We start from the raw sequence: 20,789 nt of genomic DNA, 5'->3' as shown, positions 1-20,789 counted from the left end.
TCCGCATATGCTTTTCGGATTACCCTTGGATTCTGCTTTCTACTTGTTGACATACTTCTTCTGCCGAGAGGCCGCTTGCTTCAATTACTGAACCAGCCGTAACAGCGTTAGAAATGCCCATCACATTGTTATCTATACCTGTTACAACACAACAGTCGCAGCCTTTAGCATCATTCTCATTTTTCAATTGAACAACATCATATCCTCTTTCTTGTAACGCTTCTTGAACTTGTGTTAAAGATTGTTCTACACCGATTTTTGGCATATGTAACACACCTCCCATGAGTATAATTTGTTCTTGATTAAACAAAATTATACGTAGAGAAGTGAGAGGAAATTTTTACGCGGTTCCTTTAAAATTAATATATTTTGTTAATAATGATACTGCAACATCAAGTGCATTTTCATCAGGAGTAAGTTTTGCATGATGTAGGCCATAAGGGGAATTTACACCTAACCAAAACATAAAACCAGGAATATCTTTAATCATATAGCCGAAGTCTTCCCCTGTCATCGCTTCAGAACAATGAATTACATTTACATCCGTTTCAGTTGAAACAAACTTCATAAATTCACTCGTTACTTGTTCTTCATTGTCTACTTGATGGTACATACAACCGTAATCAATTGTTGCTTGGCAGTCATATCCAATTTCAATCCCTTTTACCATTGCTTCAATCCGCGCCTTCACTTTAGACATGGATTCGACAGAAAGTGTTCGAATTGTTCCTTCTAATCTTGCTCTTTCTGCAATAATATTTTGAACGGTGCCACCTGTAATTTTTCCAATCGTAATCACTGCACTATCAAGCGGGTTAACGTTTCTAGAAACAATAGATTGTAATTGTGTTACTAGCGAACAACTAGCTACTACCATATCGTTTGTCTGATGTGGGAAAGCTGCATGTCCACCTTTTCCTTTTAAATCGATAAATAATTCAGACGTATTCGCAAAAAGAAGTCCAGGTTTTGTTGCAATTGTACCAACTGGGTACTCTGGGGCGATATGAAGAGCAATAATCATATCAGGCTTCCATCGTTTAAACACTTCCGTTTGAATCATTAATTCCGCACCACCAGGACCTTCTTCTGCAGGTTGGAACATAAATAATAAATGATCATTAACTGGATTGGATGAATAATGCGTTAACAAACCTAAGGCAATGGTCATATGAAGATCATGCCCACATGCATGCATCATTCCTTCGTGTGTAGAGCTAAACTCTAATTCTGTTTCTTCTTCAATAGGTAATCCATCAATATCTGTCCGGTACCCTATTGTGTTATCTCCAACTTTTCCTTTGACTCTAACAAAAACACCCGTTCTCCACGTCTCTATTTGTAAATGTTCTTGTGGTAATTTGGAAATATAATTTAATAGGTAACGTTGCGTTTTTACTTCTTCGAAACCTTTTTCGGGAATTTGATGTAACTCTCTCCTAATTTGTAATAAGTGATTCATGTTTGAATAGTTCCTCCCTATAGGAAAAGCGTGGAGATATTAATCCACGCTTTTTACCTTATCCTTATAGTTGACGAAGTTCTTGTTTGATTTCTGTTTTTGACTTTGTTTTTTCATCGATGTCTTTAATTTTTCTTGCTGGAGTTCCAGCAACTACTGTATATGGAGCTACGTCGTCGATAACGATAGCGCCGGCAGCAACAACCGCACCTTTACCTACTGTTACTCCTTCTAATACAACAGCATTTGCACCAATTACTACATCATCTTCAACGATAACCGGTTTTGCAGAAGGTGGTTCAATTACTCCCGCTAAGACTGTACCTGCACCGATGTGGCAATTTTTACCTACTGTAGCACGGCCACCAAGAACGGCATTCATATCAATCATCGTTCCTTCTCCAATTACTGCTCCGATATTGATGGAAGCTCCCATCATAATAACAGCATTGTCACCAATTTCTACTTGGTCACGAATAATTGCACCTGGCTCAATACGAGCTTTAATGCCTTTCATATCTAATAACGGAATCGCTGAGTTGCGACGGTCATTTTCAACAACAAAGTCTTCAACCTTTGCTTCATTTTCTTTTAATGCTGCTTCAATTTCAGCCCACTCACCGAAAACAACACCAGTGTCCCCAGTAATAAACGCCTTAGCAGAAGCACCAAAGTTAATACCTTCTATATCACCTTTGACGTATACTTTCACTGGAGTTGATTTTGTACTATTTTGAATAAAAGAAATAATTTCGTTTGCATCCATCATTTTCATGTATGTATCCTCCTATGTAAGCTATATAATCTTTATTACTTTACTCTATCAAACAACATTTTACGTGACAAGTATTATTATTTACATTTGCATTCCTTTATTTTTTTTCCCAATAAATTGAACTAGGAAAAAACCTACTATAAAGGTAATAGTACTTACTATATTTGTTAACATACTACTAGATAAGCCCGGGAAAACAGCATACGTCGAACCGATAACCAGACCTATTATAGATGCAAAAGTTCCTTTAGGAAATGTGTTTAGTAAAAATTTGATTATTTTACTGCTTATAATAAACCCTACAACTACCCCTAAGCCGAAAGTAATAATAATCGGAAAGTTTAAATGCTCAAGTGCCGTTGTAGCAGTAGCATACGTGCCTAATATAACCAAAACTAGCGAGCCACTTATACCAGGTAATAACATGGCCATACTTGCTAACCATCCTGAAAGGAAAATATATCCAAAAGTTGATATGTTCTCAATTACTAAAATAGCTCCTGCATCTTCCATTCTAAAAAATTCTAATAAAATGACAGGTATCATTGCAATAAATAGAATTAAATAATGCTTTCCACCAAAAGAATTCCTCATATCTGATTCTCGGTATAATAATGGTAAAATTCCTATTATTAAACCTAAAAATAAAAATTGAGTTGGCTGATAATGATATTCTAAAAAATAATTGATAATAGAACTAAATGCTTTCAAAGAGATAACCATACCAATTCCTAATGGAATTAAAAAACTTATATGAGCCTTCCATTCCTTACTAAAAAATCCACTGATCGCATTAATAAGGCGGTCATATATTCCTAAAATAAACGCTAGTGTTCCACTACTAACACCAGGAACGAGTTCGGTAATCCCCATTAACATCCCTCGGAATAAGTTTTTCCATTCTAATTGTTTTAACATGTTTTTTACTCCCTAACATAAAATTGTACAATTCTACTCTATACCAAGTATTTATCATACTATTTTTCATGAAAAAATGCTATCAATCACGAATGCCCTTGTTCTTCTAATACTTTATCTAGTATCTCCATAAATGCTTCCACTTGTTTTAATTGAAAGGATGATTCATATCCAATTAACCACGTATCCCGGTGCATTTCTTCCTTCCAATCACTAAGAGGAATGATGTTAATCTGGTCATACTCTTCTTGTAATGTTATTGAAGGTAAAATCGCGTACCCTACACCGTTTAGTGCCATCTGTTTGCAAGTTTCAATTTGATCAACAACGATTGTCCTTTTCGGTGCTGTTTGAAATTTTCTATGCCACCATACTTGGATTTCTTGGTAATAGGTAGAATCACTTTTAAATTGAATAAATGGGCGATCCGTATTTCTTAAATCTTCAATTTTTTCAATTTCTGTATCTACCAAAAACAATTTATCTGATAATAGATGTTGTTTAACACCTTTCCATTCAGGATTTCCCCTAATAATTCCGATATGCGCTTCATCTTGATAGAGACTTTGAAGTATATCACTGCTCCAACCAGTAATAAGAGATACTTTAGCGTGTGGGTATGTTTGAATAAATCGTTTTAAAACTTTTGGCAACCAATATTGACCTACAATTGTTGCTACAGCAATTTTTAGCGTACCATATACATGTTCCTCTAATGAATAAATTTCTTCTTTTACTTTTGCTTCTTTTTGGATAACATCTTTTGCAAACTCGACAATTTTTTCACCAGCGGGAGTAATTAATAACCCTTTTTGAGTACGATGAAATATTTTTGTATTCCATGCTTTTTCAATCGTTTGAAGTCTTTGGGAAAGTGCTGGTTGAGAAACGAATAATCGTTCTGCTGCTTTTCGCATATTTTTTTCTTTCGCTAACACCGTTAATATATAAAATTCTGAAGTACTCATTTTCCACCTACATATAAGTTTTTCTTATATTATATCTTAATTTTTTTGATATTTCATTATCACTATTATAAAAATACAATAGTTGTAGGAAGGATGGTGAATGATGGACTCTATTCTTTTATTACTGTTCATTGGATTTATTGCTACTTTTATTGGGACGTTAGGTGGCGGCGGAGGGTTAATTAGTTTACCAGCTATGCTTTCTCTTGGTGTACCAATTCATGCAGCAATTGCTGCAAACAAATTTTCTAATACATTTAGTTCGCTTGGTAGCTTCTATACACTATGGAAAAAGAAGGAGGTGAAATTCCTTTTAGCGTGTTCACTTTTACCTTTTACGGTTGCTGGTGGAATAACAGGAGCATATTTGGCCTCACAATTACAAGAAGACACATTGTTAACCATTGCCTTAGTGTTATTAATCTTTTCTACTTTTCTCAATCTGTGGAAGGAATATATAAAGAAATGGAGAAATAGGAGGAAACAGAAGAGTCTTTTTCGCCCCTATTATTTTTTCATAGGCGCTTTCGATGGTTTCTTTGGGCCAGGTCAGGCAATTTTACTTATGCATTCTTTTCTTACTGCTGGATATAGTTATGTTACATCGATTGGACTAGCTAGATTACAAACTTTTGCAAGTTGTATTGTATCCTTTTCTGTTTATGCGTATTTAGGATTTTTTCAGCCTGTAGTTGGAATTCTGCTAGCGATTGGATCATTTTGTGGAGCACAACTAGCAGTTAAACTAGCACCAACATTATCCCATCTCCCTTGGAAAAGCATCTTAACTTTTGTTTCTTTACTTTTGATTATTTACATTTCAGTACAAATCTAGCTCACAAATCTATATTTATATGTAGGAGGTTCTATTATTATAAACTTTAAAAGATTACACCATATTCAATTATGTATTCCAATAGGTGATGAAGATAAAGCTAGAGACTTTTACGGTCGTATTTTACAGTTAAAAGAAAAAGAAAAACCTGAAGCTTTAAAAAAGAATGGCGGATTATGGTTCGATGTTGGTGATATTGAACTTCATTTAGGTGTTGAATCCATTAATTCTAGTCCAAGTAAACGCCATCCTGCTTTTGAAGTAGAAAATATTTTGGAAGTGAAGGAGTACTTGAAAGATAGAGGCGTGAAAATTAAGGAGGAAATTGCAATTCCAAATATTGAACGTTTCACCTTTACTGACCCATTTGGAAATCGTATCGAATTTATGGAAACAACTTAATTTATTTTAACAAAAAGAGAATTTTGAGTAAGACCTAGCCACCGAAGTTAAAGGTAACACAGTTATAATATTCTGATAAACGAAAAAAAGTTGAGGAAGATTCCCCAACTTTTTATTCTTTTTTCGGCAAAAGTATTATTAGGACAAAACTAACAACGGCAAACAAGGAAACTACGAAGTAGACTGTATTTAAAGAGGTTGTTAATCCTTCTTGTAAAACCATTTTCGTTGCGTCTGTTAATTGTTGTCTACTTTGCTCATCCATTAAGGCCGTTGTAGAGTCCACAGTTAGCTGATCTGCCATTCCACTTTCTTGAAAATGCTTTTGTAATTTTGAGTTTAAAATACCACCTAACAGTGCAGCCCCTACTGTACTCCCAAGAGTTCTCATAAACATATTTGCAGCCGTAGCGGCACCTCGCTGTTTCCATTCAACATTACTCTGTATAGAGACAATGAATGCTGTAGTAGAAAATCCCATCCCTACACCAATCATAAACGAACCGAAAGCCGCCCATAACGGCCCATCCTCAGGGTTTAATGTCATGAAAATTATGCTACCAGCTATTAAAGCAATTCCACCAATAATAGATGTAGTCCTAAACCCAACTTTCAATAGTATTCTACCTGCAATAGTAGCCGCAATTGGCCAACCAATCGACATCGTTGTTAGCGTAAAACCAGCAATAATAGGTGGCTTTTCCATAACTCCTTGAACAAACGCAGGAAGAAAACTCGATATTCCAATTAACATCACACCAGTAGTTAAAGATGTGACATTAGCAATTAAAATAGGACGTTCTTTCCATATATTGAATGGCATCATCGGGTCAACAGCTTTCGTTTCTTGGATGATAAACAGCAGAAAAGTAATTGCAAAAATAAATATACACGTTATGATTACCATTGAGTTCCATGCCCAATGTACTCCTCCTTCTACAAGGACGAACATTAGTGAGCTAATCGAGACGAATAATAAAAACGCACCTTTATAATCAATGGATGGTTTCTTTTTTTCTATCCCTTCATGTAAATACAAGGAAATTACTAGTATTGCTAATAATCCTAACGGTACGTTTATCCAAAAAACATAACGCCAACTAACAAATTGAACTAGTAATCCTCCAATCGCTGGTCCAAGAACTGCTGATATTCCCCAAACACTAGATAAATATCCTTGTATTTTAGCCCGTTCTTCTTTCGTATACATGTCCCCTACGATGGTGGATGCAATTGGCATAACAGCTCCCGCTCCGAACCCTTGAATAAAACGGAAAAGTATTAACATTTCAATCGAAACTGCTAGTCCACATAATATAGAACCTACTAAAAAAATAGAAATACCAATAATGATAATTGGTTTCCTACCAAAAATATCGGACAGTTTTCCATATATGAGTACTGTTACAGCATTCATTAATAAATATGATGAAAAAACCCAACTATAAAGAGAAAATCCACCTAAATCTGCTGCAATTGCTGGCATAGCTGTTGATACAATTGTTGCTTCCACTGCAGCCATAAACATCGCTAACATTACAGCAGCTAAGACAAATGGACGGTGTGTTTTTTTCTTCTCACTTTTTAATTTTTTGTCATTTTTCTCAAGTGCTACCCCCATTTTTTCCCTAGCAACCCCTTTTGCTTGTCCACATTTGTTTAGAAAGACATAGCATTTAAAGCTTAACTTATGCTTCTGTCCTTTACTTTTAACCATAATATGTACGTTCCACAACCAATTAATTATTAAAGTATTATTTAGAAAATAATAGTTAAAGAAAACCCGCCAAAGGGCGAGCATCTTTTAGAATAAGTTGTAGAACATAGTTGTAAAACCTGTAAGCGTTTCCTTCATAAAAAAGGGTAACGCAATTATTATTTGTTTAATCGTCGAATATGACTATTTAACCTTTTTAGTATTGATCGTCTAGTTAGGATTCCTTCTAAAACTTGGTCATCATTTACAATACAAATAAAAGGATGATCCACTACTAACTCTAATGCTTTCGTGACTTTATCATTAATATGGAGTTTAGCAATATTGGTAGTCATAACATCTTCCACAACCATTTGATCTAGTCGATCAAATTCAATTCTTTCAAGGCCTAGTATACCATCAAGAATTACTGTACTACTAATCAAACCTTTTAACTTATAAGTTGGATCTAGAACTGGTACTGCTGTGTATCCAGTTTTCGTAAGAACTAATAGAGCGTGCTCTAAATTATTTCCTACTTGAACATGCGCAACTCTTTCTGACGAAACAATTAAATCTTTAATCGTTGTTTCTAAAAACTCACCACTATGGAGACTGATCATACTATTTCTTCCTCTCCGTAAATGTACTCTCTTTTAGTATATGAAGAATTATTCTTCTGACCATTTCCATTGTAGCATATTTTTTATTAAATTTATTTATTTCTACACAATAACATAATGTTTACTTAGTAAACCTGTTAGCGTAGGAGAACGCTGCATACGATTCAGGTTTAATTTTAGCTTCTACCCCCATCGCCTCAATTCTCCCGGTCATTTCTTTAATAAGTTCTTTTGTCATACCATTTGTTCCAATGTCTAAATGTATCTCAAAATGAAAGTCTGCCCCTTCATTTAAAAAAGGTAACAGGAGGTTTTCAATACATAGTAGCCTTTCCTCTGTATATAAAAAGGCAACCTCTTGACTTAATATTGTTTCTAACGATATCTTTTCGCGAATACTTTCTATTTTTCGATTGACCAAGTGAGTTTTTAAAAAACCTATAGCGCCTTTTCCGACACGATGGATATGTATTGCTGTAACAAACTTTGTAACGGTCGCATGTACTTGCGAATCTGTACCGATACTTAAACGGTAACATGCTTTAGGCTCTTTTTTTATAAATTCGATTATTTTGTCGAACATTTGATCGAATGTCAATTCTTTAAATATTGTATTATAAAAAACAAGTGAAGTCTCCAATATAAACCACTTCCCTTTTTCCGGTTCATAATACATATATGATAAAAACATAAAAAGTAGCACCATATCCTCTATGTGCAAAAACAACAGTGTTGGCTCGGGCCAGTTTTCGGGGGTCCTTGACAAAACAATTAAAAAGAAGACCAATACAAATATTGGTCTTCTTTTTTAGTCTTAACCTTTACTTGTTTTAATGTTTCTTTTAATAAAAGAACAATGAGGACAAGTAAAGATAACATTTTGATTTGACTGCGCAGTTAAAACACGCTCCATTGATTCTTGTTTTAAGCATTTTGGACAATGAACATATGGCATCATATCCATATTCACTCCTATCTTAAATGTCTTAAAAACTCTTCCTGTTCTACAAATATATTTTCTTTATCTATCGCTGTTGCGTTAGATAATACAAGCCCAATTTTGGTTGAAAACTGTTTATCATCTACCATCGTAAACGGAACTTTGTTTGCCTTAGCAAGTCGGACATATTTGGATAGATTTTGATAACCTAATTCGCCATCTAAATATAAATGACATTGAGGGTACCTTTTCATTAAATCTTCTAACGGGTAGTACACTTTTTTATTTAACACTTGACCGTTCGTTAACGCAATAATAATTCGTTCCCTCAGTTGCGTTAAATACTCTCTTCTTTCACTTGGCTTTGTTTCTGGATTCCCTTTCATTCCACGATCTAAATAATCATCGATGTTTTTACTCATAGCAAACTCCTTTAATTAATCAAGCAGTTCGAAAATTTCAATCGCGATCATATCGATATTGTCGAACTGATAAGTGCTAGGGGTATCTCCACGATATACCTCTAATTCATATGTATCATTTTTAGGAAAATATTTAACACTACACACCTTTTCACCATTTACTTCAAAAAAGCGTTGTGATGGTTCGTTGTTTTCTGTACCTACTTCTTTTAAATCTTTTAAACGTTTAACTATTCCAACTAATACTGACAACGTTCTCTCACTCCTTTTTAATCCTTCTATCTTTAGCATTCGCATTCTTAATTTCACACATTCTTTTTTGTTCAAAATTAAAAAGTTTTATGTGAAATAAAAAAGACGAAGCTTGTTCCAAATAGTATTGTAACGAAAATTGATATAAAAATCATAAATAAACATCTAAAAGAGGTCTATAAATGAATATACCATTAAATACGCTTTTCCATATGCTCCCCATGAACAGTGGTAAAAAAACATTTTTTATAAATACGAACTATTCTATAAAAAATGAATAATACAACATTTAGCGAGCAACATTACTAACTTTTTTCCAGGCTAACTTTTGTTTACATACAGATGTAGTAATTTCGCTAATAATTACAAAAAGCTAGAGCCAATTTTGGAACTTAGGTACATAATTATAAAGGAATAATAGATGTAACACAATAAATGAAACGAAAACAAGCCCATATTTTTTGGGCTTGTTCACATTATGTTAAAGATTATAATAATATCCAGAAGCAAATAACAATAGAGGCTTGGCAGTGTGATATGGAACATATGTTAAAGACAATACAGATTGAATGGTTGTTCGCTGCTCAAAAGGAGTAATAGTTTTTACAAATTTTATACTCTCTTTTTTAGCAGTCGGTTCACTTAATATAGCCGGCTTTTCATAAACAAAATCGTATTGAGTAATTTTCCATTCATCGTCAATTTTCCTCATCGTAATAGATTCATAATGGTCCTCATATAAACTAAGGTGTTCCAAATCTTTAGGGAAAAATTCAATAATATGAATACTTGATTCCTGTTCATCATAAATTATTTCCGTTTGATCAGTGTAGGTGAAAAAAGGAACATAAAAAATTGTAAAATCTGTACCTGATGTCCGATATCCTCCTCTTTCCTTTTGTAAATGTTCTTCTAAAAAGTATTGAATATACAAATTTGAAAAGTAAGGGTTTAAAATGGCTTCTACTTCTTGAAGTGAACGGTTTTTTTCGGTTAATGAAAGTTGTGCGTTTGAGGCATTTTTCACAAAATGTATAACTTCTTCTTCCGTTAGGTATTCATTTGCCAATATGCGCGGTGAATTAATAACGAATAATAGTATTATACAGCTACTAAACACTACTACTTTTTTCCACATCGACTTCATCACTTTTCCTCCCATAGCTTGTCTATGTTTATTGTACAACCGTTATGCCAACAAATGATAAAGAACCGTTCGTAAAATTCTACTCCCTTTTGACAAAATAGACGAAAGAAAACGTAAAAAGAATAGAAAAACCTCGAACTTCCTTGTAAGAAATTCGAGGTTAACAAGCTTATCAATAAGTTCCAAATCTCATCGCTGCATAAGCAATATATAATAGCGCAAGTACTGCTGCAATAATATATGCTAAAAATACAGGATTTTTCGTTGCGTAATGAGCTCTTACATCTTTATCCACTTCGGAATCATGTTCCGTTGGATGTGCATATCTTCTTCTTCCTACAGAAAATGTATAAAGTAAGGAGGCACCCAAAATAACAGAGGCTAAAATTAGTAAAGTGAAGTCAAAAGCACCCATCTTTATTCCACCTACCTAGAAATGTTGATAATTTTATTTTTCACAAAAATAGGTAGGATATTCATTTTATAATAAGTCATTTATTTCATATAAATACTCATAGGACAAATCAACATATAAGTACAAATTACGAGTTATTGGATAAGAAAATGTACGAATTGGCTCTTTCGTTTCAATATCATTATAAACGTCAGATAATATCCCTTTCCTGTCCACCCTCATCTTCATAATATTTTCCAAAAAGTACGGTCTCCAGCTCCAGTTTTTATTTAAATAATGTTGTTGAGCTAGCCATTTCCCATCAAGGTTTACTATATTGGAGGATAATTGAAAACCGTCTTCATCGCAAATATACATACGAAAACTTTGCTTATGAAACGGTGTAACAAGACCTAATAACCACTCATCTAATTCCGCACCAGGTCTAAGTTGTGTAAGATATGTTTGAACTTTTTCTTGCAATTCTTCTGTCAAACGTTGTATTGCTTCTAATTTTCTCTTTTCATACCTAATAAACTCATGAAACTTACCTTTTAACTTTTCTTTGGCATACTGTTTTTCTACTAACGTCGCAGATGGTTTATGTAGGTAGTAACCTTGATAATAACGACCACCGTTACGCCAAGCATATTGAAGTTGAAAAGACGCTTCCATATTTTCATAGAGTAATGTTGATCCCATTTTCCTTGCCAATACTGAAATGGAATGTAAAACGTCTTCGTGAGTACTCATCTCATACGATTCACGTAATATTTTTACATCAATTTTTAATATGGTAGGTTCAAGTTTAGCCAAAAAGGATAAGTGAGTTCCGCTTATTTTAGTAACTGCAATTTTTATTCCATATGTTTTATAATATTGAATTAAATTAATAAAAGAATCCTTATCAGTTAATGTTTCTGTACCAGCTATTTCCAAAACTATATTATGTAGAGATAACCCTTTCTCCTCATATTGTAATAATAATTTTAATATTTTTTCTTCCTTATCATCTAATAAAATTTCTGCGTGTTGGTTAATGAATAATAGTGTGTTTTCACCAGTAGAGACAATTTTCTTAAGAGCTTTTTCAATTATTACTAGGTCCACTTCTTGTTTAAATTCGTCAGGAACGGTCTTATCGAGAAAAAATCCTCCTAAACTTTTCAACTCTTCATTTAAATGAATCCGACCTAATACCTCATATCCTATTACCTCTTGTTTATCTGCACTAAATATTGCTTGATAGTAAGGAAATACGTCATCAATATTTCCAATAATATCTAAAGGATCCATCGTTTTTGCCTCTTTCCATACACAAATAATACTTATTATACCATGGAAACTTAGTTATTCGTAGATGAGATAACCTCTAAACTTAGATTGGTTTTGGAATAACGATTTGTTGTCCTAAACTTAAGCAATCTGTTGAAAAATTATTAATCACTCTAATCGACTCCTTTGAAACATTATATTTTTGAGCGATTCGATGTAAGCTATCAGCTGTTACGACTGTATGGTGATATACCGGGATTTTCAACTTCATTCCTGAAGATATGTTATCCTCTGTCAAACCATTGTACGCTCTTATTGTCTCTTCTTTCACATTTAGGAGGTTGCATATCTCTTTTAATTTCTCGCTATCCTGAACAATGTAATAAACATAATCAGTATATTGGAATGATTCATTATTGCCAGTTGTTTCATTAGAATTTGCTACTTTATTTTTTGGTAATACTGCTACAAGGAAATTTTGAAATTTTATTCGATACGTACTTATTTGATTGAAAGAACCTATATTGGTCTGTACATATTCTTTCGCAGCTTCCAATAACGTATTTTTCGCATTATTATTCTTCAAATTTCTTGGCAAAAGCTCTGATGCAAATTCCGAAAAAGCGACAGTCTGATTAATATATAACGTAAGTTCTTTATTTTCTTCGTCCCATTCGTGTTTATAAAATAAGCTCATTTTATTCCTTACTCCCTTACTAACAATTAGTTATTGTTAGTATGTGTAAGTGTATAAAATAATATTTTTGTATGTTGTGTATGCTATACCGACAGTATTACGTTTTTAAAAAGGAAATGGTTGCAACCATTGACCTCCGTCTAATGTAACACATTCTCCATTCATGTAGCTTGCTTTCTCAGAACTAATAAAAAACGCAAGTTCAGCAATTTCTTCTGGTTTACCAAAACGTTTTAAAGGTACACTTTCTTTTATTTTTAACATATCTTCCTCTGATTGTAATAATTTATCTGCACCTCCAGTCCGTTCAATCGGACCCGGTGCAATCGCATTAACTCTTATCCCATATTTAGTTCCCCATTCTACAGCTAATGTTCTCGTTAACGATAATACACCTGCTTTAGCAGCAGCTGAATGCGCTACACCAGCACCTGCATTCCATGCATATGTTGCTACCATATTAATTATGTTGCCAGTTACCCCTTTAGCAATCCAATATTTCCCTACCTCAGAAGAACAGTAAAAAGTTCCATTTAATACAATATCTATGACAGAGTTCCATCCATTTGGTGATAGCTTTTCAACCGGGCAAACAAAATTGCCTGCAGCATTATTAATTAATACGTCTATTCGTCCATATAATCGATCAATTTCCTCTACCATTTCTTTTACTTTTTCTAAATTTCGAACGTCCATTTCGAACGGGATAGCGTTTTCCATCTGTAATTCTTCAATAGCACCCATCAATCTTTCCTTACTTCTTCCAGTTAGAATAACGTCATATCCTTCATCACTATATTTCTTACCCATGTATTTCCCCATTCCGCTTGAACCACCTGTTATTACCGCTACTTTTCTATTCACATTAATCTCCCCTTTCTATTCAATAGTACATAAAAATCATAATATTTGAAATACATTACATATTTATAGTAAGACAAATAAAGAAGAAAAATGCTATAATAGTCAAGTTAATTACAATACGATTGGTTTGATGGACATGAAAAAGACAATTACACGACGTAGCTTTTTTAAAGGTATATGGAAACTAATATTTACAACTTTAATTGCAAGTACAGTTGGATATATATATTCTCGTTTTATAGAGCCAAAACAAATCAAAATGAATTATTATTCTATTCAACATAACCTCATACCGAAAAGCTTCTCTAATATGAAAATCGTTCAATTTTCTGATACACACGTTGGACATTCTTTTACCGAAGAAGATTTAGTAGAAGTTGTAAATAAAATTAATAAGGAAAAACCCGATATTGTCTTCTTTACTGGTGATTTAATGGATGACCCGTTACATTATGAGAGAGCAGAGGATTTAATTGCGATACTGAAAAAAATCAATGCTCCTTACGGCAAGTTTTCGATTTATGGAAACCATGATCACGGAGGGTATGGTACGGAAATATATGAAGAAATAATGAATAAAGCTGATTTTAAACTATTAAAAAATGAAAATGTTTATATTGAAGCGATAAACTCTGAAAAAATTTATATTGCTGGTGTAGACGATTTAATGCTAGGACGTCCCAGCTTCACTGAGGCTTTGGATAATATACCGAGTGAAAATTTCACGATTCTTCTAGTACATGAACCCGATATTGCAGATGAAATATCAAGACAATTTCGTGTTCAATTGCAGCTTTCAGGTCATACGCATGGTGGACAAGTACAAATTCCTTTTGTTGGACCAATTATAACGCCTCCTCTAGGTTCCAAATATGTAGAAGGTTTCTTCTATATAAACGATTTGACCTTATATGTTAATCGTGGACTAGGAACAACTAGACAACCGTATCGATTTTTTGCACCACCGGAAATAACAGTTTTTTCACTGCAACATGTTGATCGTGATTCAGAATAAATATAAAAGTGGTTGGGACATAACTATTTTATCATGATTATTTTAGTAGTTTTGTCTCACCCTCTTTTATATGTAAGAACATGCTCGATAGTAGACGTAATTTCATAAAATATACTGACTTATATAAAGGAGGTATATATACGGATGTATTTTCGTCAGCCGCAACATACTCATGACAGTAGATTTTTCCCTTTTTTTCCGTTTTTAGCAGGTTTAGCAGTTAGCCCTTTCTTATTTAGACCAAGACCTATTTATTATTACCCACCATATCCTTACTATCGACCATTTTATACACCTTACCCATATTTTTATGTTTTTTTGTACAACCAATATTCATTGCATTTACTTGATTAGTAATAGTATAATGTATGGTAAAGAAAGGAGATAGAAAATGCATAATAAATCATATGAAAATAAATCCTCTATAACGCCTTCCATTGAAAACCTCTCTCGAGCAATTTTCACTGTAAACAGACATGCTAAAACAGCACCTGATCCTAAATACTTATACTCACTTAAGAGAAAAGCATTAGAAAAATTAATTAGCGAAGGAAAAGCAGTGAAAAAAGGGTTGCACTTTTCGAGAAACCCCAAAAAAAGTAGACAACAATCTGATGTGCTCGTGTTGGCTGGTGAATATTACTTTCATATACCTGCACATAAAGATGATTTTCATTCATTACCCCATTTAGGTGTTTTAAATGATCATTATCGAAACCCAAAAACAAATATGTCATTATCTACTGCGAAAAAGTTATTACAAACATATACTAATTTTTATCCTACAAATGATACATATGGTAAAAAAGGTACTTTCCAACCTAAACATCAAAAGCCAATCTTTAAACGACTTGGTGAAAGCTATCGTTAAAATACATAGAAATAAAAGTAGCCAACCACTAGGCTACTTTTTATTTTCGTGCATAGCTCCTATCTTAATGTTGTTCATCTATGCCTCTAGTTCTCTAGGTGTAAATGCTGAGGATTTACTATGATTTTTGTAAAGATGCATGTTTATCTAATGTATCGATAAGTTGAGAAAGCTGTGGCTTACTAATTTGGTCATCGGCCCCAACCTTTTCTCCTTTATGACGTAATTGATCGGTTATTAGAGATGAAAAGATGATTACCGTAATCTCTTTCAAGTCCGAATCTTCTTTCACTATTTTTGTTAGTGTTAAGCCGTCTATTAATGGCATTTCAATATCAGTAATCATGACATCTATCTGTTCATTACCTTCTTTTACAGCGGATTGTAAATATGTCAACGCATCTTGTCCATTTTCAAATAAAATTAAGTTTTCGTAACCTGCTTCAAGTAATGTTTCTTGTAAAAGTTGGCGTAACATTGGTGAATCTTCTACAATCACTACTTTTTTATTTGCACGTTCTACATTATGTTGTATAGTAGGTACTCCAAGGTTAGGGTATATTTCATATAGTATTTTTTCCACATCTAATATTAATACCATTTTTTCTTCCAACTTCAAGACACTTGTGACGTAAAGGTCGAGCCCATCTCGAATAGATTCCGGTTTTTCCATACGATCCCATGAAAAACGATTGATTCTTGATACATGATCTACTCGCATCACGACTTTCATACTATTAAACTCAGCTATTATGAATTTTTCTTCATTTTTTTCTATATTAGGATCCATACCTAATGCTACTCTTAAATTTATGACAGGAAGTACTTCTCCCCGTAGTTCGATTATTCCCTCTACGTGTTGGTGAGAATGCGGAATTTTCGTTACTGTTGATGGTAAGATAATTTCTCGTACTTTTAGCACATTAATTCCGAAGTCTGTGTTATCTAAAGTAAATTGTAATATTTCAACTTCATTTGTTTTTCTTTCTTCTATAACTTCTTGTTTCCATTCCATATAGGTTCGCCTTCTTTCAAATCTCTTGAATCATTTTACCTATACTTAATATCGGTATTTTGTTTAAAGGGTTTATATATAATAGATATTTCTTTTTTAAAAAAACTTTATTTGACAACCTTGAGAAGATGCTTCGAAAAAGTAAAATAAAAAAGGGTCTTAAAAGTCAGTCTTTACTGACTTTTAAGACATCCCAGTTTGTCAATATAAATAGTTTACTAATTTTCTATCTGCTAAGTTTGTATTTATTGGACATTGTGGTGCATTCCTTCCATATTGCCAAGCCCATACATTGGACCGACAACGGGGGCTTGCTGGTTTATACCTTGGGGCCCTATTTTCTTTTGTAACCCCTTGTTCTGGCTCAGCACTCCATAAAATTGATTGAACTGCTATATCTGCATTATTTTTAATCGCTTCACAGTATGCAGATGAAAACTCTCCTGCTACTGGATCAACATAGAAGCCTGATCGGTAGCCAGTTGGTAGAATTGTTTCAACCCAAGCTCGAATGAATGCTTCGTCTACTTCTAAAGACTTTTCTATACTTGCAAAGATGACCACATTTTCCGGAATCCCTAATTTTCTTACATGAAAAACTGCATTTCTTGCCATAACTCTTCCTTGTTCGTACCCAACAGCGCTAGCATGAATATTATAAAGGGGCATCACTTTTATACCTTTGTTACGAATTAATGTAATTTCTTCTTTCGTAAGTCCATCCGAAACATCTGCTACTTCTGCTAAATATCTACCCCAATATTTTGGATAACCGAAGTTACTTTTTACACATTGAAATAACTCTTCCGTTACAGCAACTGCGGAGTCAACACCCCATATTTTATTATTAGGCATTCTATCACCCCCATAGCCCTAATCCTTAAAGACCTTTATCGGCTAACTAATTTATCTTTACTTAATAAATATATGTAGGATTTTTACATCCATAACTATAATTTATGAATGTACTATTATAAAAATGACTATTATAGATGAACCTATAATAGTCATTAAATAAATATGTTTTTAAGTTAGCCGTTTTTTATGTTAGTAAATTTGTTACTTAGTTAAATAGTAAACAATAGACTCATACGGTCTTAATGTAAGTTTTTTATAGTTAATACTTGAATCATCATAATTTGTAAGTAGAATTTCCGCCTGCATATTTGATGCATCAACTTCATTAGGTAACGTAAAATCTGTTTCTTTTCCGTAAAAATTGTTAACTACTAACAATTTTTCATCTTGCCAATTTCTTACATAGGCGAATATTTCAGGGTGATTTTTATAAATTAACTGAAAGTCGCCCCACGTAATAACATCGTATTGTTTACGAAGCTCAATTAATTGTTTGTAATGATAAAAAATAGAATCTTTTTCATTTAACGCTACAGCAGCATTTATTTCATTAAAATTTTCTGCTACATCAATCCAAGGTGTTCCTTTCGTAAAGCCAGCATTAGGAGTACTATCCCATTGTACAGGCGTTCTCGAGTTGTCACGGGATTTATGACGGAGAATATGAAGAACCTCTTCTTCCGAAAATCCTTCGTCTATCTTCATTTTATACAAATTTAATGATTCGACATCCCGGTATTTAGAAATATCATTATATCCAGGGTTTGTCATACCGAATTCTTCGCCCTGATAAATATAAGGAGTTCCTTGCATCATATGCATACTCGTTGCCAACATTTTTGCCGATTGCTTATGGTACTTTTTATCATCACCATAGCGCGATACAATACGAGGTTGATCATGATTACACCAAAATAAAGCGTTCCATCCTCCCCCTTTATGCATCTCGATTTGCCATGTTGATAGGATGTCTTTAAGTTGTTGAAAATCAAAATCAGCTACAGACCATTTTTCACCATTAGGGTAATCGACCTTTAAATGGTGGAAGTTGAACGTCATACTTAATTCGTTTCGTTCAGGTTGTGTATACTTTATACAATGATCAATCGTTGTAGATGACATTTCGCCAACCGTCATACTATCATATTTCGAAAAAACTTTTTGATTCATTTCATTCATAAACTCGTGCACACGAGGACCATCTGTATAAAATTTCCTACCGTCCCCTGGCGCTACACTACCGTCATCATCCGGGAAGTTTTGATTCTTAGAGATTAAATTAATAACGTCTAAGCGGAAACCGTCAACACCTTTGTCAAACCAGAAGGTCATCATTTCATAAACTTTTTGTCGAACTTCTTCATTTTCCCAATTTAAATCTGCCTGTGTTACATCAAATAAGTGTAAGTACCATTGACCTGTTTTTTTATCGAATTCCCATGCGTTGCCACCAAACTTCGATTGCCAGTTCGTAGGTTCACTTCCATTTTCTTTTCCATCTTTCCATATATAAAAATCGCGGTATTTATTATCCTTTGCTTTCTTTGATTGTTGAAACCATTCATGCTCTGTTGAAGTATGGTTCACCACTATATCCATAATTACTTTTATGTCACGATTATGTGCTTCATGTAGGAGGCGGTCAAAATCTTCCATCGTACCATATTCTTCATGTATGGAATAATAATCACTTATATCATATCCATTGTCTCTCTGGGGTGATTTATATATTGGAGTTAGCCAGATAACGTCGATACCTAACTCTTTTAAATAGTCTAGCTTACTAATAATCCCTTGAATATCACCTACGCCATTTCCAGTTGTATCGTGGAAGCTTTTTGGATATATTTGATAAACAACAGACCTTTTCCACCACGGTTCTTCTTTTATTAAATGATTCTTTTTAGACATAAGCTACACCTCTATTTATCTATATAACCGATATAATTATTTTTTATCTTTTACTTTAGCAATTATTAGCGTAATGATGAATGGAACAATTAACACTATTCCCATACCAATAAAGAAATTTCCCCAAAAGGTAGTTGGGATAGAGAAGAATGCTGGTAAGCCACCAACACCAATTGATGGAGCATATACACCTGCTAATGTGATAACAATCCCCGCAATAGCGGATCCTATCATCGCAGCGATAAATGGATATCGATATCGCAAATTCACTCCAAACATTGCTGGTTCTGTAATTCCAAGCCACGCAGAGATAGAAGATGTTAAGGCCAATCCTTTTAGCTTTTCATCTTTAGTAGCAACCATCATTGCAAAGGCAGCTGAACCTTGTGCAATATTCGACAACGCTACCATCGGCCATAAAAATGTTCCACCAATAGAAGCAATTAACTGAAGATCTACCGCTAAAAATGTATGATGCATTCCAGTGATGACAAGTGGTGAGTAAAAGCCACCATATATAAGTCCACCTAACACTGGCACCGCTTCAAAAATCGAGACAAACCCACTAGTTAAGAAATTACCAACTGTAAATGTAATAGGTCCAATTGCTGCAAACGTAATAAAACCGGTTAACAATAGTGTTACTGGCGGTACAATCAATAAATGAATGGAATCCGGCACTCTTTTTGCAAGGAATTGCTCAACCTTTGCAAGTAGGTAAGCGGCCACTAGTACTGGTAACACTTGTCCTTGGTATCCAACCTTTTCTATTTCAAAACCGAAAAGATTCCAAGTACCTACCGCTCCTTGCTCTTGAGCTTCAGCGTAACCCCAAGCATTTAATAAATCTGGATGCACTAGCATTAAACCTAATACAATCCCTAACAATTCACTTCCACCGAACCTTTTTACAGCTGACCAACCAATTAAACCAGGTAAGAACACGAACGCTGTATTGGCAATTAAGTTAATGATGCTTGAGATATCACCAAATTGTGGATGCATATATACTACAGACGCATTGCTATAAAAAATTCCAGGGTTTGTTAATAAGTTATTAATCCCCATTAATAACCCAGCTGTTACAATGGCAGGAAGAATAGGGATAAATATGTCAGCTAATGTTTTGATCGCTCTTTGAAGCGCATTCATATTGGATTCTGCTGCTTTTTTCACTTCATCTTTAGACGCTTCTCCAACACCAGTTAGTGCAACAAAGTCTTTGTAAACTTTATTTACTGTCCCATTTCCAATAACTATTTGATATTGACCATTTGTTGAAAAAGCACCTTTTACTACATCTATCTCTTCTAACATTTCTTTATTAACTTTGCTTTCATCATGCAATGCTAGCCTTAATCTTGTAACACAGTGAGTAGCTGCGCTTACATTTTCTTTTCCACCAATGGCTTCGATAATCTCTTCTGTTGACCTTTTCAAGTCCAAAAC

25 protein-coding genes are annotated in these 20,789 nt (G+C 33.9%); 5 read left to right on the top strand and 20 right to left on the bottom strand.

The features are described from left to right. Window positions 1-19: 19 nt before the first annotated feature. The 5 genes from BC6307_RS10010 to BC6307_RS09990 all read right to left on the bottom strand — a co-directional run bounded on the left by BC6307_RS10010 (window position 20) and on the right by BC6307_RS09990 (window position 4,123). Entirely contained in the window at window positions 20-265 is a 246-nt protein-coding gene (locus tag BC6307_RS10010; protein WP_066413695.1) for a YkuS family protein, read from the bottom strand. 75 nt (window positions 266-340) lie between these two features. Beyond that, entirely contained in the window at window positions 341-1,462 is a 1,122-nt protein-coding gene (locus BC6307_RS10005) for an N-acetyldiaminopimelate deacetylase (protein ID WP_066413694.1), read from the bottom strand. Window positions 1,463-1,526: 64 nt separating this feature from the next. Then, entirely contained in the window at window positions 1,527-2,237 is a 711-nt protein-coding gene (gene dapD, locus BC6307_RS10000) for a 2,3,4,5-tetrahydropyridine-2,6-dicarboxylate N-acetyltransferase (RefSeq protein ID WP_066413692.1), read from the bottom strand. 81 nt (window positions 2,238-2,318) lie between these two features. After that, entirely contained in the window at window positions 2,319-3,155 is an 837-nt protein-coding gene (locus BC6307_RS09995) for a DUF368 domain-containing protein (protein ID WP_066413690.1), read from the bottom strand. An 86-nt stretch (window positions 3,156-3,241) separates the two neighbouring features. Next, a complete protein-coding gene (locus BC6307_RS09990) occupies window positions 3,242-4,123 on the bottom strand; it encodes a transcriptional regulator CcpC (RefSeq protein ID WP_066413687.1) in 882 nt (293 codons plus the stop codon). Between the two features lie 100 nt (window positions 4,124-4,223). On the opposite strand from BC6307_RS09990, the gene BC6307_RS09985 reads away from it, so the two are divergent. Then, window positions 4,224-4,958, top strand: a complete 735-nt coding sequence (locus BC6307_RS09985; protein ID WP_084380282.1) for a sulfite exporter TauE/SafE family protein — start codon at window positions 4,224-4,226, stop codon at window positions 4,956-4,958. A 36-nt stretch (window positions 4,959-4,994) separates the two neighbouring features. Next, window positions 4,995-5,360 carry a VOC family protein gene (locus BC6307_RS09980; RefSeq protein WP_084380280.1) on the top strand — a complete coding sequence of 122 codons (366 nt, stop codon included), beginning with the start codon at window positions 4,995-4,997 and terminating at the stop codon, window positions 5,358-5,360. A 112-nt stretch (window positions 5,361-5,472) separates the two neighbouring features. Here the strand turns inward: BC6307_RS09980 and BC6307_RS09975 are convergent, their stop codons facing one another. The 11 genes from BC6307_RS09975 to fadH form a co-directional block, all read right to left on the bottom strand. Further along, entirely contained in the window at window positions 5,473-6,981 is a 1,509-nt protein-coding gene (locus tag BC6307_RS09975; protein ID WP_066413752.1) for an MDR family MFS transporter, read from the bottom strand. A gap of 254 nt (window positions 6,982-7,235) precedes the next feature. Then, window positions 7,236-7,679, bottom strand: coding sequence for a cyclic-di-AMP-binding protein CbpB (cbpB, locus tag BC6307_RS09970; RefSeq protein WP_066413683.1), 444 nt, complete (start codon window positions 7,677-7,679; stop codon window positions 7,236-7,238). A 121-nt stretch (window positions 7,680-7,800) separates the two neighbouring features. After that, entirely contained in the window at window positions 7,801-8,370 is a 570-nt protein-coding gene (locus BC6307_RS09965) for a ribonuclease H-like YkuK family protein (protein ID WP_412766286.1), read from the bottom strand. Between the two features lie 123 nt (window positions 8,371-8,493). Further along, on the bottom strand, window positions 8,494-8,637 hold the full coding sequence (locus tag BC6307_RS25040; RefSeq protein ID WP_169714861.1) for a hypothetical protein: 144 nt from the start codon (window positions 8,635-8,637) through the stop codon (window positions 8,494-8,496). A 14-nt stretch (window positions 8,638-8,651) separates the two neighbouring features. Next, a complete protein-coding gene (locus BC6307_RS09955) occupies window positions 8,652-9,041 on the bottom strand; it encodes a YueI family protein (RefSeq protein WP_066413680.1) in 390 nt (129 codons plus the stop codon). Window positions 9,042-9,056: 15 nt separating this feature from the next. Beyond that, entirely contained in the window at window positions 9,057-9,293 is a 237-nt protein-coding gene (locus BC6307_RS09950; RefSeq protein WP_066413677.1) for a YkuJ family protein, read from the bottom strand. Between the two features lie 481 nt (window positions 9,294-9,774). Beyond that, window positions 9,775-10,440, bottom strand: coding sequence for a DUF3993 domain-containing protein (locus BC6307_RS09945; protein WP_066413675.1), 666 nt, complete (start codon window positions 10,438-10,440; stop codon window positions 9,775-9,777). Between the two features lie 172 nt (window positions 10,441-10,612). Continuing rightward, window positions 10,613-10,855, bottom strand: coding sequence for a hypothetical protein (locus BC6307_RS09940; protein ID WP_066413673.1), 243 nt, complete (start codon window positions 10,853-10,855; stop codon window positions 10,613-10,615). A 66-nt stretch (window positions 10,856-10,921) separates the two neighbouring features. Then, on the bottom strand, window positions 10,922-12,130 hold the full coding sequence (locus tag BC6307_RS09935; RefSeq protein WP_066413671.1) for an EAL domain-containing protein: 1,209 nt from the start codon (window positions 12,128-12,130) through the stop codon (window positions 10,922-10,924). Between the two features lie 82 nt (window positions 12,131-12,212). Further along, window positions 12,213-12,806, bottom strand: a complete 594-nt coding sequence (locus BC6307_RS09930; RefSeq protein ID WP_066413664.1) for a LysM peptidoglycan-binding domain-containing protein — start codon at window positions 12,804-12,806, stop codon at window positions 12,213-12,215. Between the two features lie 105 nt (window positions 12,807-12,911). Continuing rightward, complete coding sequence (fadH, locus tag BC6307_RS09925; RefSeq protein ID WP_066413662.1) at window positions 12,912-13,670, bottom strand: 2,4-dienoyl-CoA reductase; 759 nt, start codon at window positions 13,668-13,670, stop codon at window positions 12,912-12,914. Between the two features lie 136 nt (window positions 13,671-13,806). Here fadH and BC6307_RS09920 point away from each other — a divergent pair, with 136 nt between their 5' ends. The 3 genes from BC6307_RS09920 to BC6307_RS09915 all read left to right on the top strand — a co-directional run bounded on the left by BC6307_RS09920 (window position 13,807) and on the right by BC6307_RS09915 (window position 15,556). Then, entirely contained in the window at window positions 13,807-14,685 is an 879-nt protein-coding gene (locus tag BC6307_RS09920; protein WP_084380276.1) for a metallophosphoesterase, read from the top strand. A gap of 144 nt (window positions 14,686-14,829) precedes the next feature. Next, window positions 14,830-15,039, top strand: coding sequence for a hypothetical protein (locus BC6307_RS25035; protein ID WP_157076607.1), 210 nt, complete (start codon window positions 14,830-14,832; stop codon window positions 15,037-15,039). Between the two features lie 37 nt (window positions 15,040-15,076). Further along, window positions 15,077-15,556 (top strand): YkyB family protein, encoded by a 480-nt coding sequence (locus BC6307_RS09915; RefSeq protein ID WP_066413660.1) that lies wholly within the window; start codon window positions 15,077-15,079, stop codon window positions 15,554-15,556. Between the two features lie 118 nt (window positions 15,557-15,674). On the opposite strand, the gene BC6307_RS09910 is transcribed toward BC6307_RS09915, so the two are convergent. From BC6307_RS09910 to treP, 4 genes are all read right to left on the bottom strand, one after another. Beyond that, entirely contained in the window at window positions 15,675-16,571 is an 897-nt protein-coding gene (locus BC6307_RS09910) for a chemotaxis protein (protein ID WP_066413658.1), read from the bottom strand. Between the two features lie 201 nt (window positions 16,572-16,772). After that, window positions 16,773-17,426 (bottom strand): glycoside hydrolase domain-containing protein, encoded by a 654-nt coding sequence (locus tag BC6307_RS09905; RefSeq protein ID WP_066413652.1) that lies wholly within the window; start codon window positions 17,424-17,426, stop codon window positions 16,773-16,775. Window positions 17,427-17,630: 204 nt separating this feature from the next. Further along, window positions 17,631-19,340 carry an alpha,alpha-phosphotrehalase gene (gene treC / locus BC6307_RS09900; protein WP_066413651.1) on the bottom strand — a complete coding sequence of 570 codons (1,710 nt, stop codon included), beginning with the start codon at window positions 19,338-19,340 and terminating at the stop codon, window positions 17,631-17,633. 36 nt (window positions 19,341-19,376) lie between these two features. Then, a complete protein-coding gene (gene treP, locus BC6307_RS09895) occupies window positions 19,377-20,780 on the bottom strand; it encodes a PTS system trehalose-specific EIIBC component (RefSeq protein WP_066413748.1) in 1,404 nt (467 codons plus the stop codon). Window positions 20,781-20,789 lie beyond the last annotated feature (9 nt).

Origin of the sequence: Sutcliffiella cohnii, from assembly GCF_002250055.1 — a bacterium.
Taxonomy (GTDB): Bacteria; Bacillota; Bacilli; order Bacillales; family Bacillaceae_I; genus Sutcliffiella; species Sutcliffiella cohnii.
This window is presented reverse-complemented; position numbering and strand designations above follow the sequence as displayed.